This window comes from Gottfriedia luciferensis, assembly GCF_002156865.1.
GTDB lineage: Bacteria > Bacillota > Bacilli > Bacillales > Bacillaceae_G > Gottfriedia > Gottfriedia luciferensis.
The window spans coordinates 1-14317 of record NZ_NCTA01000063.1; the positions used below are offsets into that span (position 1 = coordinate 1).

14 protein-coding genes and 1 rRNA gene are annotated in these 14317 nt (G+C 32.6%); 5 read left to right on the forward strand and 10 right to left on the reverse strand.

The window, feature by feature from the left end:
* Positions 1–453, reverse strand: a 16S ribosomal RNA gene (locus tag B7R67_RS20785); the annotation flags it as partial.
* Between the two features lie 413 nt (positions 454–866).
* On the opposite strand from B7R67_RS20785, the gene B7R67_RS20790 reads away from it, so the two are divergent.
* On the forward strand, positions 867–1556 hold the full coding sequence (locus B7R67_RS20790) for an MgtC/SapB family protein (RefSeq protein ID WP_088072906.1): 690 nt from the start codon (positions 867–869) through the stop codon (positions 1554–1556).
* Between the two features lie 63 nt (positions 1557–1619).
* Positions 1620–2612 (forward strand): potassium channel family protein, encoded by a 993-nt coding sequence (locus B7R67_RS20795; protein ID WP_158095159.1) that lies wholly within the window; start codon positions 1620–1622, stop codon positions 2610–2612.
* A gap of 55 nt (positions 2613–2667) precedes the next feature.
* On the opposite strand, the gene B7R67_RS20800 is transcribed toward B7R67_RS20795, so the two are convergent.
* Positions 2668–3072: a YugN family protein gene (locus B7R67_RS20800; RefSeq protein WP_088072908.1), complete on the reverse strand. Its 405-nt coding sequence runs from the start codon at positions 3070–3072 to the stop codon at positions 2668–2670.
* Positions 3073–3194: 122 nt separating this feature from the next.
* A complete protein-coding gene (locus tag B7R67_RS20805) occupies positions 3195–4547 on the reverse strand; it encodes a glucose-6-phosphate isomerase (protein WP_088072909.1) in 1353 nt (450 codons plus the stop codon).
* A 203-nt stretch (positions 4548–4750) separates the two neighbouring features.
* Between B7R67_RS20805 and B7R67_RS20810 the strand changes: the two genes are divergently transcribed.
* Positions 4751–4984 (forward strand): DUF378 domain-containing protein, encoded by a 234-nt coding sequence (locus B7R67_RS20810; protein WP_056468643.1) that lies wholly within the window; start codon positions 4751–4753, stop codon positions 4982–4984.
* A 48-nt stretch (positions 4985–5032) separates the two neighbouring features.
* On the opposite strand, the gene B7R67_RS20815 is transcribed toward B7R67_RS20810, so the two are convergent.
* Complete coding sequence (locus B7R67_RS20815; RefSeq protein ID WP_088072910.1) at positions 5033–5419, reverse strand: CvfD/Ygs/GSP13 family RNA-binding post-transcriptional regulator; 387 nt, start codon at positions 5417–5419, stop codon at positions 5033–5035.
* A 319-nt stretch (positions 5420–5738) separates the two neighbouring features.
* Here B7R67_RS20815 and B7R67_RS20820 point away from each other — a divergent pair, with 319 nt between their 5' ends.
* Complete coding sequence (locus B7R67_RS20820; protein ID WP_407920417.1) at positions 5739–6575, forward strand: alpha/beta fold hydrolase; 837 nt, start codon at positions 5739–5741, stop codon at positions 6573–6575.
* A 133-nt stretch (positions 6576–6708) separates the two neighbouring features.
* Here the strand turns inward: B7R67_RS20820 and B7R67_RS20825 are convergent, their stop codons facing one another.
* The 6 genes from B7R67_RS20825 to kapD form a co-directional block, all read right to left on the reverse strand.
* Positions 6709–8112 (reverse strand): sensor histidine kinase, encoded by a 1404-nt coding sequence (locus B7R67_RS20825; protein WP_088072912.1) that lies wholly within the window; start codon positions 8110–8112, stop codon positions 6709–6711.
* Positions 8109–8789: a response regulator transcription factor gene (locus B7R67_RS20830; protein ID WP_088072913.1), complete on the reverse strand. Its 681-nt coding sequence runs from the start codon at positions 8787–8789 to the stop codon at positions 8109–8111. The genes B7R67_RS20825 and B7R67_RS20830 overlap by 4 nt, the downstream gene beginning before the upstream one ends.
* Positions 8782–9768: a YncE family protein gene (locus tag B7R67_RS20835; protein WP_088072914.1), complete on the reverse strand. Its 987-nt coding sequence runs from the start codon at positions 9766–9768 to the stop codon at positions 8782–8784. The genes B7R67_RS20830 and B7R67_RS20835 overlap by 8 nt, the downstream gene beginning before the upstream one ends.
* 81 nt (positions 9769–9849) lie before the next feature.
* Positions 9850–10590, reverse strand: a complete 741-nt coding sequence (locus B7R67_RS20840) for a FixH family protein (RefSeq protein WP_088072915.1) — start codon at positions 10588–10590, stop codon at positions 9850–9852.
* 117 nt (positions 10591–10707) lie between these two features.
* Entirely contained in the window at positions 10708–10890 is a 183-nt protein-coding gene (locus B7R67_RS20845) for a hypothetical protein (protein ID WP_088072916.1), read from the reverse strand.
* Positions 10891–10994: 104 nt separating this feature from the next.
* Positions 10995–11615 carry a 3'-5' exonuclease KapD gene (gene kapD, locus B7R67_RS20850; protein ID WP_088072918.1) on the reverse strand — a complete coding sequence of 207 codons (621 nt, stop codon included), beginning with the start codon at positions 11613–11615 and terminating at the stop codon, positions 10995–10997.
* Between the two features lie 240 nt (positions 11616–11855).
* On the opposite strand from kapD, the gene B7R67_RS20855 reads away from it, so the two are divergent.
* Positions 11856–13730, forward strand: coding sequence for a transglycosylase domain-containing protein (locus B7R67_RS20855; RefSeq protein WP_088072917.1), 1875 nt, complete (start codon positions 11856–11858; stop codon positions 13728–13730).
* Positions 13731–14317: the final 587 nt, after the last annotated feature.

Sequence of the window (14317 nt, forward strand, 5' to 3'; positions counted from 1 at the left end):
CCCTAACAACAGAGCTTTACGACCCGAAGGCCTTCATCGCTCACGCGGCGTTGCTCCGTCAGACTTTCGTCCATTGCGGAAGATTCCCTACTGCTGCCTCCCGTAGGAGTCTGGGCCGTGTCTCAGTCCCAGTGTGGCCGATCACACTCTCAGGTCGGCTACGCATCGTCGCCTTGGTGAGCCGTTACCTCACCAACTAGCTAATGCGCCGCGGGCCCATCTATAAGTGATAGCCGAAGCCATCTTTCAACAAAGGAACAGGAGTTCCTTTGTGTCATCCGGTATTAGCTCCGGTTTCCCGAAGTTATCCCAGTCTTATAGGTAGGTTGCCCACGTGTTACTCACCCGTCCGCCGCTAACTAATTGGAGCAAGCTCCAATTAGTCCGCTCGACTTGCATGTATTAGGCACGCCGCCAGCGTTCGTCCTGAGCCAGGATCAAACTCTCCATAAAAGTTAAGTTTAAATCTTGTATTGCTCAAAAAACTAATAATTGACGTTTACTTCATGTTTTGTTTAGTTTTCAAAGTTCACTTTGTCGCGTCATTAGCGACTTTCTCATATTAACATCTCTTCAAAAGCGAGTCAATATTTTTTTTATTTTTTATTACTTCTTTTTTGTCGAACCATCTTGGCGACGTATATAAATATAACATCGCATTTATTATATAGCAACCCTTTTTTTATATTTTTTTATAAAAAGTAGAAAAAAGTTGTTCACATGCAGAAAAAGGTTAATTTATATTAGAAGTTAAACAACGTAGTTTTATTAAGCTTTAGAAAGAAAATAATTTATGTTTAAAACAAAGGAAGTGTAATACGGGATGTCGAATTAGCCATAAACTAGATAGAAAAGGGGTTTAGAAAATGGAGCTACAACCAGATATTCTTATAAAATTACTGATATCAGCCATGTTAGGTTCCGTTATAGGATTAGAAAGAGAGTTAAAAAGAAAACCTCTTGGTCTAAAAACATGTCTTGTTATTTCAATAATGAGCTGCTTATTAACAATTGTTTCGATTAGTTCAGCTTATTCCTTTCACGGAAGTGATTATCTAAATATCACAATGGATCCATTACGTTTGCCAGCACAGATTGTATCAGGAATAGGATTTGTCGGTGCCGGAGTAATACTTCGTAGAGGTAACGACACAATTGCGGGATTAACAACAGCTGCAATGATATGGGGTGCTTCAGGTATTGGGATCATTGTTGGAGCAGGTTTTTATGTCGAAGCATTCGCTGGTGTAGGATTACTTATTATTAGCGTAGAATTAATTCCTTACTTAATTAATAAGCTTGGCCCAAAAAGATTAAAAGAAAGAGATATAAGTTTGAAATTGACAGTTTTGGGAAAAGAAAATATAAAAATTGTAATCGATCAAATTACTGCTCAAGATATAACAGTGAAAAACATTAAAATAAAAGGCTTAAATAATGATGAACACTATATCCAAATGAAATTACTTGTTTTTAATAAACGAAGAACAACAGAAATTTATTATGATATTGAACAAATAGATAATATTCGAGGAATTGAAATAGAAAGTATATAGCAGTGATAACTTATTAGTTATTGGTAAAAATAAGTGTTACGAGATTGCGATGGAGGAATTAGCTTGAAAGTATTTCGTAACGAACCAACTTATTTTAAATCCTATACTCTTATTAAAGTTACATTAATCCTTATTTCATTAATTAGTGTTTTCGGTGCCATTATCCATTTTGCAGAACCATTTACTTTTCCAACTGTTTGGGATGGGATGTGGTGGTCAATCGTTACGACATTTACTGTTGGTTACGGTGACTACGTTCCTTTATCTCCAATTGGACGATTTTTTGCAATAGCATTAATTTTACTCGGTACAGGATTAGGTTCTTATTATATGATTTCATTTTCTGCACAGGCATTTAGAAACCAAGACGCAGATTATAAAGGAACACTTAAATATACGAAGAAAAACCATATTATAATAGTTGGTTGGAATGAAAGGGTTAAAAACGTTATTCAACAATTGAGAGCTTCTTCCTACTCAGCGCAAATCGTATTAATCGATGAAAGTTTGGAGTTTTTACCACCTGATCTAAACAGAGTGCACTTTGTAAAAGGAAGTGCATCTAGTGATGCGATTCTAGAAAAAGCTAATTTAAAATTTGCTCAAACCATTTTAATTACAGCAGATCAAAATAAAAATGAACATGAAGCAGATATGCAAACAATCATAACAATTATCGCTGCAAAAGGTGTCAACCATTCAATTAATTGTATAGCTGAGATTCTTACTAAAAATCAAGTCGTTAATGCAAGGCGGGCTGGTGCAAATGAAATTATTGAAGCTCATTTATTAACTTCATTTGTAATGTCAGGATCCATTATGCATAAAGGATATTCAGATGTTATTCTTAAACTAACAAATCAATTAGAAACGTTTACTGTTAAGATATTAGAAGTGGATCAAAAAATGGTCGGTCAATTTTATTTTGATATTGTAGTAGAAGCTTTAAATAACGATAAAATGATAATCGGAATGATCCGTGATAAACAGACAATTATTCGACCTGATAAAAGTATTAAACTGACCAAAGATGATTTTCTTATTTCACTTAATTAACGGAGAATAAAGAAAAGAGCCAATCATAAATAATATGATTTGGCTCTTTTTTGGCTCAAATTAGTTCTTCTTCAATCCGCTTGAGTATTTCAAACCCTTTTATTTGATATTTTCTAGGTACTTTTGCATCTTTTTCAATTGGTTCTTGAAACTGGTTTAATGATCCAGTTACATTCCCTTCATAACCAATATTATCATCAAGTCCTTCATTATAAATATGAGTCAATATAAAGGGAGTCTCAAATTGTATAACCGCTCCATTCATATCTAATGAACCTGAAGTAACATTAAAAGGTAATCTTAAATATTGATATCCATCATCATCTTGCATTAATAAATCAAAACTACCATGATCGTAATCCCAGTTTGGTCCAATAACAAAACCATGATTTTTTAATTTCCCCTCAATTGAATTAAGTGGGAAAATTTGATTCTCTAGTTTAGATTTTAAAGGATACATACTCTTTCTCCTCCTTTTTACTATTAGTATTTTCTTCTTCAGAAAAAACATAACTTCTAAATTTAAGGAAATTTTGGATAACAAAAAACCGTTGTTAAAAATTTAACAACGGTTTAACCTGATTATTTCAGTCTTTCTTCTAATTGCATTTTTAATTCTTCAAATCCAGGTTTGCCTAATAAAGCAAACATGTTTTTCTTATAAGCTTCAACACCTGGTTGATCAAATGGGTTTACACCAAGTAAGTAGCCGCTCATCGCACATGCAAGTTCAAAGAAATAAACTGTATAGCCGAAAGTATATGCATCTAATTTTGGTAATGTAACAACTAAGTTTGGTACTCCTCCATCAGCATGAGCTAATATTGTACCTTCATAAGCTTTTTTATTAACAAAATCTACAGTTTTTCCTGCTAGATAATTTAATCCATCTGAATCATTATCCTCAAGTTCAATTGTAAGTTCATGACGAGCTTTTTCAACAGATAAAACTGTTTCAAATAGATCACGTCTACCTTCTTGAACATATTGTCCTAATGAATGTAAATCTGTAGAGAAGTTAGCTGAAGATGGATAAATACCTTTTTGGTCTTTCCCTTCACTCTCTCCGAATAATTGCTTCCACCATTCTCCAAAATATTGTAAAGATGGTTCGTAGTTAACAAGCATCTCAATTGTTTTACCTTTGTTATATAAAACATTTCGAACAACTGCATATTGATAAGCTTGATTATCTTCCAATTCTGAAGAGTTATATTCTTTATACGCTTCTTGCGCACCCTTCATCATTTGCTCAATATCAATTCCTGCTGCTGCAATCGGTAATAAACCTACTGCTGTTAATACTGAGTAACGTCCGCCAACGTCGTCTGGAATTACAAATGTTTCATATCCTTTTTCATCAGCAACTGTTTTTAACGCTCCACGAGCCTTATCAGTTGTAGCATAAATACGATGTTTCGCTTCTTCAACACCGTATTTCTCTTCTAATAATTTTCTAAAGATACGGAATGCAATTGCTGGCTCAGTAGTTGTCCCAGATTTTGAAATAACATTAATTGAAAAATCTTTATCCTTTAACACCTGGATTAAATCGTGCATATATGTAGAACTAATATTATTACCAACGAAGAAAACTTGAGGTGCATTTCTTTCTTCTTTAGAAGCAATATTAAAAAACGAATGTTGTAACATTTCAATGGCAGCACGTGCACCTAGATAAGATCCGCCAATTCCAATTACTAAAAGAACGTCTGAATCTGATTTAATTTTCTCAGCTGCTTTTTGAATACGAGAAAACTCTTCTTTGTCATAATCATTAGGTAACTCTACCCAACCAAGGTAATCACTACCTGCGCCTGTTTTTTCATGAATAGTATGGTGAAATAATTTCACTGCATCTCTTAAATAAGATATTTCATGATCTTGAAAAAACATTTTTGCTTTTGAATAGTCAAATTTAATATGAGAAGTCATACATCAAACCTCCTTAATATTGTAATACCTTTACAATGTACCTAATTAAATTATTCAACGCAAGTAAATACAATAAAATCCATGTGAATTTTTTAACAAAAAATGTAAGTAAACATCTTTATTTGTTTTTTTTGATTCATACATAAACTACATGAAATGAGGCAAGCTATTTTTGAAGGTATTATAAAGGAGGTAAAACCGATATGAGTACATTACAACGTATTGCACTTATTTTTACAATTATTGGAGCTATAAACTGGGGTTTAATTGGATTCTTTCAATTCGATTTAGTAGCAGCGATTTTTGGTGGTGCAGATTCTGCTTTTGCTCGAATTATTTATGGTATCGTTGGTATTTCAGGTTTAATAAACCTTGGCTTATTATTTAAACCTTCAGAAGAGCTAGGTACACATCCTGAAACAAATGAAGTGAGATAAATATAAATAAAATTTTCAAATTAAAAAGGAAGGGAATACCCTTCCTTTTTAATTTGTCATATTCTCTTTCTTCATCTCAACATGAAGCCATTCATTTAATTTTTTATGAAGAGTGTTAAATCCATCTGGTTTAAGTTCTCTTAATAGCCTAGCCGCATGTTTTAAATTGTCTTCACCATTAAATCCTTGATCGATACTTGCTCCTTTTAAAGATAAACTTATTTTTCCTGTCATCTCATCAATAGACAGTACACGTACATTTACTAATTGGCCTACTGATATATAATCTCGAATGTCTCGAACGTATCCATTAATAATTTCGGAAATATGTACTAGTCCTTGTGTTTGGTGATCAAGTGAAATAAAGGCACCATACGTTTGAATCCCTGTTACTTTACCAGTGTAAACTTTACCAATATTGTAGTTTTGTGCCATTCAAAACACTCCTAATTTTCGTTCAATTCCTCTAATTAAATTTTAGCATACACAGACCAACTTTTAAAGTTTGCATAGTATTACCTTAGGCGCACCTTTTTTGAAAACCCTTTAATGTATTATAGTCACTTCAATGGTTGGGCTATTTCAATTATTTTCAAATTATTTCTTATAATAAATAGAATTGACGAAAAACATACAATTTAAAAGTATTTAATGATACCCCTCAATCAATTTAATAGAAAGACGTTTGTATTCAAGAATGTAATCAATAAGTATGGACATAATAATCCAAAAACTTAAAGGAGAGTTTAGGATGATAAATCATTCTGAAACAATACAGTCAACTTATAAAGTTTCTGGACTTGATATCTATTACGAACTTTACGGATTTCATAATATCAACAAGCAAGATACAAAAGTATTTGTATTAATTCACGGTTTTTTGTCATCTTGCTTTAGTTTTCGAAGACTGATCCCATTTATCGCAAAGGATCATATTGTTCTTGTAATTGATTTACCGCCATTTGGTAAAAGCGGGAAACATTTAAATTTTAAATACTCATATGATAATTTTGCAAATGTAGTTATTTCACTAATAGGTCATTTAGATTTAAAAAATATTTATTTAGTTGGTCATTCAATGGGGGGACAAATCGCTTTATACGTAACGAAGAAAAAACCAGAGCTAGTTCAAAAAGTAATTCTACTTTGTAGTTCTGGTTATTTAGGAAGAGCAAATCCACATCTTATCTTTTCTTCTTATTTTCCATTTTTCTATCTTTACGTAAAAAGACATTTGGCAAGACAAGGTATTATGAATTCATTAATTTCAGTAGTTCATAATCAAAAATTAATCGACGAGGAAATGATAAACGGATACAAGGAACCTTTTTTAAAAGATGAAATCTTTAGGGCTTTAACAAAGATGATCCGTGATCGAGAAGGTGACTTAAGTCCAACTGATTTACAAAAAATATCAGCTCCTATCCTTTTAATCTGGGGGGAAAAAGATAAAGTAGTCCCATTATCAGTTGGAGAGAGATTACATCAAGATTTAAAAGAATCAATATTAGTTACTTATCCTGAGGCCGGACACTTAATCCCCGAGGAAATTCCTGAGCATATTTATGACCGAATATCAAATTTTATTTGAATTGACCTAACTCTACATCACAAAAAAAGAGTCTCTCCTTATTTGGAGAGACTCCCAGCGTGTAAACAGGTACCATATATCTAACTTTCAGACTGTTGACAATTTATCTTAAATATTCTCTCAACGAACCTCTTTATATTTCGAAGTTTGGTAAAGTGATGGAAACTTTTAGTCCTTTTCCCTCACCATTCATAAATTTAATTTTGCCGTTGTGCTGGTCAATAATCTGTTTAACGATTGCAAGTCCTAAGCCAGTTCCTCCCTCTTTTCTGGATCTAGCTTTATCGACTCGATAAAATCTTTCTACTAAATGAGGTATTTCGTTTACCGGGATTCCCTTACCTTCGTCCAAAATTTCCAAAGTTACAAGTTTATCTTCAAATAAATCAATATAAATTGTCTTGCCTGATGGTGTGTACCGAATTGCATTATCAAGTAAATTGTGAATAACTTGTTGAAAACGGTCTGGGTCAACATTTGCAATGATTGATTCATCTAAATTCTTCTGAATTTTAATATTCCGTTCGATGAGGACCTGTGAATAAGTTTCGATTGAATCTTCAATTAGCTGAGAAATTACGTTTGGTTCTTTATTTAAAGGAAATTGCTGTCCATCTAAAGTTGCAAGGTCAAGTAGATCTCTAACTAATCGTTGCATTCTACTTGCCTCTTTTTGAATAATGCCAACATATTTTAGTTGTTGGTCTTCTTTAATAACTCCGTCTAAAATTGCTTCACTATAACCTTTTACATAACTTAGCGGTGTTCTTAGTTCATGAGAAACGTTTGCTAAAAACTCTTTTCTATTTTCATCTTCTCTTTGTAGTGAATCAGACATCGAATTAAAGGCAATTGCTAATTTACCAACTTCATCACCACTACTATACTTTATTCGTTCTGTATAATCACCATTTGCCATATTATAGGATATTTGTTCCATTCTAGATAATGGTTTAATCATTTGTTTTATTATGCTTCTACCGATTAAAAGGATAACGAATGCAAATAACAATGTGCTAATCATGAAAATCCATTTTGATTGTTGGATTAGCTCAGTTACGCTCCTTAACGGTAGATGTAAGTAAATGATCCCTTCAAGTTTTTCTTTCTTAACTACTGGGACTACAACACCTATTATTTGATGTTTAAAACGTTTTTCAAATCCCGTCTTTGTTATGACTTTTCCTTTTAATAACGTTTCTCGATCATCCTCTGTTATGAAAGATTGATGACTTACATTATAAGGTATACACGCACTTAAATCTCTCGGATTACTGACAAATAAAACATTAGCATTGGATACCGAATCAAATTTTGAAACAAACTGTGCAAAGTTATTAACATTATCCGTCTTATGATAGTGTTTTACTAAACTTTTACCTTCTTGAATTAAAGTTGAACGGACGTATGAAACATATAATTGCTTATACGCAAACTGAAACATTAAAAAGAAAAAGATTGTTGTACAAATTACCATTAAACAGATTGTTAACCAAAGCTTTTGTAAAAATGAAAGTGAGTTTATTAACTTCTTCATCCGTTCATCCCAAACTTATATCCTACACCCCACACAGTAGAAATATAATCCGCATCCTGTCCAAGTTTGATTCGTAATGTTTTGATATGTGTATCAACCGTTCTTGCTGTTCCAAAGTAGTCATATCCCCAAACTTTTTCCAAAATTTGCTCTCTACTGAACACATAGTCTTGATGCTTACAAAAGAATAAAAGCAGATCATATTCCTTTAGCGTTAGTGATAATGGCTTGTCAGATACAAACACATTTCTAGATTTCTCATTTATTTTAATATGACCTATTTGTAGAACTGAAGAGTCCTCACCCATATTTTTTACTCTTCTTAAGACAGCATCAACTCTTGCTATTAATTCACCCGGGCTAAATGGCTTCACAATGTAATCATCCGCTCCCATTTTTAACCCATTTACTTTATCCCATTCTTCTCCTTTTGCAGTTAAGAAAATCACGGGTACATTTGAAGTTTCTCTAATCTTTTTACAAAGTGTCCACCCATCCATTACAGGCATCATAATGTCCAAGATTAATAAATCATAGTTTGATTGACTAAATTTAGATAGAGCCTCTTCGCCATTATTTGCTTGGTCCCAACTATATCCACTATTTTCTAAATACATTCCTACCAATTGGCAGATTTCTTGTTCATCATCAACGATTAATATCTTTCTTTCACTCATGTCGGGTACCCTCTCTTAGCAATAATTGAAATGGCCCTCTGCCAACTGCTACCTCTTTCTCAACCTTCATTGTTCGAGTATCAATTTGATATAACTTATTTAAGTCATAACTTGCTGCATATGCAGTATGCTTAGATCCGATAGCTGTATATGGGTTTGATCCAATTTCAATCGATTTCGTTTGTGTTACTTGGTCAGGATTTAACTGATAGATTTGGTTTGTACCGTGAGCAATTGTAAACAAACCATCTTCATTTCGAAAAAACGAAATAGGCATTAGAGGCGTATGGAGTGATCTTTTAAAATCTCCATTTGTAGTTGAATAGACTTTGACGTCTTCATTCTCTGCTTCACCATTTCCGTGTCCACCAACAAAAAGTTCTGAAGCGTTACGATTTAAGATTAATCCCATTGATGTAATCGGTACTTCAATCGATTGATCGATCTTAAAATTTTTCAAGTTAATTCCGACTACTTTCCGTTCATTAAACAAACTGACAAATAATTTATGATGGATCGTATCCTCGACCATTGAAATTGGATTTTTACCTAATTTTATATTTTTGAGAACTTTACCATTGTGATTAAAAAAAGTAATTGAATCTTTCTTTCCATTCGTTACAGCAATCATCTTATTATTCTTCAAAGAAATCATATTCGTAATACCAGTACCTACTTCCCAGCTATTAATCTTTTCGCCTGTTGAAAACTTGTAAACATCGATTTCTGGTACTGACGGATGGTATACAGCAATTTCTTTCCCATTGTTCATTAATACTGCTCCACTTACATCTCTATTTAAATCCCAATCTGTTATTTTATGTAAATCTTTTTGACTAAGGAACGTTAAACTTCCCACTTTTTTATTTACCGAGATGAGTACATTTTCAGAATCATTAATACGTGACATTTTTTTGGGGATACAGCTAGTACAGAAAAAACACAAAAGAATCGTAAGGACTAAAGTAATTTTCTTCAATGTGATCACCTCCATAAATATTTTCTAAAAAAGAAGCTACCCTTTTTATTGAAATACGTTAGGATAGCCTCTGTTTTTTATTTAGTTAACTGTAACTTCTTTTTCAGTATGATCATGTAATTTCCCTTTTTCTACATGAACCTTTACAGTATTTGTTCCTTTTTCTTTAAAAGTATATTTAACTTCATATTCACCTGGAGCAACTTCTTTTGCATCTGTGTAATCATGCTTTCCATGTTCTTCTTTCCAAGTTTCAATTCTCACATTTGCTTTTTCAAGAGCTTTCCCATCATTTGTCATAAGATGAATTGTGAAAAGCTTTCCTTTATTTACATTAATTTTCTCAGTTCCCATTAAATGAATCATAACATCACTATGATGATCATCACTGTGTGATTCATGCTCACTTGTCTGACTTACGCTGTTATTCGCAGTAGGATTTGAAACTTTAATATCTTTTTTAGGCATTGTATGCTGATCTCTAGCAGTTACATGAGCAACTACATAATAATCACCAGGTTGGGTAAATGTATATTTTGCAGAATAGATTCCATCTACACCATTTTTGGCATCAAGCATTGCCATGCTATCTTCACCTGTTTTCCCAATCTCAAACTGAACCTCATCCGCATCAGACACGGCTTTATTATTTTGACTAACTTCAGCGCGAAGTGTAACTTCTTTATTTGCGTTGATTCCAGTATTAGGAAGAAGGATCGTTACATCAACTGGTTTTTCAACTACTGGTTCTTTCTTCTTCACATTTGAACAACCCGTAGTAATCATAATACACACTATTAATAAGCTCAAAATCTTTTTCATATGTATTGCCTCCTAAAATTCTAACGTGTATAACATATCATAAAGATGTGATGAAAATGTGATATCGTAATCCAAAAAAAAGAGACCTTCCTTAGTAAGTCCCCATTTCGAATCTTTTTATTCACGTAACGCCTTTTTTTCTTTCGTTTCCATTAATTCTGCTAAACGCTTTTCTTCTTTTGTTGATGCTCTTTTAATTAAATAAAAAGTAACAAAAGCAGCAATCATAAAGCAAATTAATGAAATAACTGCAGGAATATACTCTGTTTTGTCTTCTGGAAAATATAAAAATTCCATCATAGCTCAATCACTCCCTTTGCCAATTATACAAATTATTCCTTAATAATCAAAGCAAAATAGTAATAGAAAAAATAAAAACCAATTGAATTAAGATCAATTGGTTTTTAATATGATGATATTCTTTTCTTTAGTAGTGAAAAATCAATTAAGTCACCTAATGTAGCAGGAGCTGGCTTTTTCATATACTGTTTATCTTTTTCTACCAATTTAAAAATATGGTATGTTGTTAAAGCATCGTCTAGTGCTTTATGGTGATTACCTGTACCATCTTTCCCATACTCTTTCATTGCATTCCAAAGTCCTGTTTGATTTTGGTTACCAAAGAAAGTTTTATATTCAAGACATAAATCTCTTACCTCTCCATTTATTGGAAACGATAAATTCGCGGCTTCACAATTATGCTTAAGCACTCTCATATCCATATTGCCCCACGTAATGATTGTTGTTCGATAGTTTCTTGTCGACTCTTCTAATATTTTTGCGAGTTCCTTTAGTTGTATTCCATTATCAACATTCTCTTGAGAAATATTTAGGAACCTTTTACATCTTGAGGATAACGTAGGAAACTGAATTGGTTTAACAAAAGAGGAATAAGTCTGATTAATCTCCTCATTAATGACGCTTACAAAACCAACTTCAATGATTTCCGGAAAAAATTTAATCCCTTTTGATTTTCCATCTGGCATAGTAAATTCAAAATCAATAAATAGGAGCTGCTCTTTCATTTCCTCACCTCCAGAAAAATAAATTTTCTGATTTTTACCTATTGTCTTATATGATTCAGTATTATTCAAGTAAGACAAATTACCCATTTTCAACATTTCCACTTATTTTATTAATACAACCGATTTGTGTAAAAAATAACATAAGATGCCCATCATTATGAAAAATCGTGTTAAAATAATATACGTTCGTTCAATTAATTCTTAAACGAAATAAAAAATCTAAGTATATTGAGGGCTATTATGAAAAAAATTATTGGATTTATAATTATTATAATAAGCTTTCTTGCCTTTTATTTCACATCTGAGAAAGCCATGATGGCCTACGAGGTCTCAAAAAGTATTCCCAAAAAGAAAGTTGAAGAACTCCCAGTTGTTTCACTATCACAAAACAGTGTTTTTTATGATCGAAAAAACAACCCTTTTTATATTCCTGCTTCCGGTGACAATCGGATCAATTTAAAAAGTAATGAAATTCCTCAACTTGTAAAAGATATTTTTATTTCAACTGAAGATCGATATTTTTATTCACATAAAGGTATTGATTTATTTGGTGTAGCTAGGGCATTTATGGTGAATGTTTCAAATAGTGGAATAGAACAAGGAGCTAGTACAATTACACAGCAACTTGCACGAAATCTATATTTAACTCAAGCACGTACGATGGAGCGCAAAATAAAAGAGATCCAAATTTCACTTCAATTAGAAAAACAGTATTCTAAAGATGAAATATTAGAAATGTACATCAATACAATTTATTTTGCAAATCGCAATTATGGAATTGAGGCAGCAAGTAAAGCATACTTCAGCAAATCAGCAAAAGATTTGAGTATTGCGCAAGCAGCGTTTGTCTGTTCAATTCCAAACAACCCAACTTTATATGACCCATTAAGAAATTTTAACAATACTAAAAAACGCCAAGAAAGAATTCTAGGTATTTTAAAAAGTCAGGGTAAAATTACAGAACAACAATATCAAACTGCTATGAAAGAAAAAATTACACTTAAAAAGAATAATAAAGTACAAGAGTATCCTGATTATTATTCTTATCTTGTTGAATCTGAATTGAAAAAGATTTTTTCTGGTAAAAAAGGAAAATTTAATACTGCTAAACTATCAGATGCACAACAAAATGATTTAAAGAAATTAAAGACTCCTGGAGAAAGAGTAACTTATTTACAAAACCAAGGTTTAAAAATTTATACAAGTTTAAACCCTACAATACAGGCAGCTACTGTCCGTGCAGTAAATAGAGGTACGATTTCAACAAATACACAAGGCGCAGCAGTTGTCGTTAAAAATGATACTCATGAAATTGTGGCAATCTCTGGTGGTCGAAACTATGAACCTCATAATCTAAATCGTGCGTTTCAAACATTTAGACAACCGGGTTCTACAATTAAACCATTACTAGTTTATGCACCTTATATTGAAACATTTGGTGCAACTCCTGATACAAAGGTAAACGCAGATAATTATTGTAAGGGCACATATTGTCCTAAAAATGATAGTAAGAAAGAATACGGTGATGTCACTTTACGTACTGCTATGCAAAACTCTTACAATACAGCTGCAATTCGACTATATGAGCAACTTACACCACGTGTAGGCTATTCATATATAGATAAGTTTGGGTTTGCTAGTATAACTTCTGAGGACCGTATCGAACTAGGGCGTGCACTTGGAGGATTTAATTACGGTATGTCACCATTGGAAATGACAAATGCTTACTCTACCTTTGGAAACAATGGCGTATTTTATGAAAACAGTGCGATACAAAAAATTACTTTGAGAGATGGTACTGTTTTATATGAAAATCAACCAAAATCAGTTCGTGTTTATAATATCTCAACGAATGAAACAATGAGAAGCATGTTAAACTCTGTTGTAAAGGATGGTACTGCTAGACATATCTATATGCCATTAAATTATATAGGCGGAAAAACTGGTACAACGAACGATAATACAAATCTATGGTTCATGGGATTAACTTCAAATTATACAATTGGTACATGGATTGGTAATAACAAACAAAGGATTCCAATTCCAAAAAATTATTCCGTTCCACCAACACAGTTGATTTGGCAAAGTATTGTCGTGAATAGCCAACTAAATTAAGTAAAAAATGATAAACAAAAAGGTAGCACTTAAGTGCTACCTTTTTGTTATGTTCTTAAATACTAATCTATCAACTATTCCTCTTTGTGGTTTGCCATCAAACATGCGACATGTAGAGCAGAGAAAACAGGAAGGGCACGATTAAGACCTTATTGATGATAAACATATAATCTTTCAAACTCAAATCATTACTGAGATTTTTTGATGAATAAGTTGATTGGAACGAAAGGATGCGAAATGCGGAAAGGCTGTGACCCCGCAGGCTTGCCGAGGAGGCTCAGGTTTCGCCCCATGGAAAGCGAGAATCCAGTAGTGGAAATGAACATCACTCAACATCCTTTACGTAAATTTAGTTATCATTTGACAAGATTATTTTCACAGATTATTTTTCAACAACTAAAAAAGTAGCACTTATATAGTGCTACTTTTTAATAAATCGATCTCATTATTAAAATGGCATTGAGGTTTTAAACTTAGCAAAAAGTGTAAAGAAGGCATATACTAATCCACTTCCGATTAGTCCCCAAATGATTAATTGGAACATGATTACACCTATAAGACCTAATAACGTGTAATTAGCAGATTGC

Coding starts and splice junctions, on each gene's coding strand:
- B7R67_RS20790 (WP_088072906.1), top strand. CDS start 867: ATGGAGCTACAACCAGATATTCTTATAAAATTACTGATATCAGCCATG.
- B7R67_RS20800 (WP_088072908.1), bottom strand. CDS start 3,072: ATGTATCCTTTAAAATCTAAACTAGAGAATCAAATTTTCCCACTTAAT.
- B7R67_RS20805 (WP_088072909.1), bottom strand. CDS start 4,547: ATGACTTCTCATATTAAATTTGACTATTCAAAAGCAAAAATGTTTTTT.
- B7R67_RS20810 (WP_056468643.1), top strand. CDS start 4,751: ATGAGTACATTACAACGTATTGCACTTATTTTTACAATTATTGGAGCT.
- B7R67_RS20815 (WP_088072910.1), bottom strand. CDS start 5,419: ATGGCACAAAACTACAATATTGGTAAAGTTTACACTGGTAAAGTAACA.
- B7R67_RS20825 (WP_088072912.1), bottom strand. CDS start 8,112: ATGAAGAAGTTAATAAACTCACTTTCATTTTTACAAAAGCTTTGGTTA.
- B7R67_RS20830 (WP_088072913.1), bottom strand. CDS start 8,789: ATGAGTGAAAGAAAGATATTAATCGTTGATGATGAACAAGAAATCTGC.
- B7R67_RS20840 (WP_088072915.1), bottom strand. CDS start 10,590: ATGAAAAAGATTTTGAGCTTATTAATAGTGTGTATTATGATTACTACG.
- B7R67_RS20845 (WP_088072916.1), bottom strand. CDS start 10,890: ATGATGGAATTTTTATATTTTCCAGAAGACAAAACAGAGTATATTCCT.
- kapD (WP_088072918.1), bottom strand. CDS start 11,615: ATGAAAGAGCAGCTCCTATTTATTGATTTTGAATTTACTATGCCAGAT.
- B7R67_RS20855 (WP_088072917.1), top strand. CDS start 11,856: ATGAAAAAAATTATTGGATTTATAATTATTATAATAAGCTTTCTTGCC.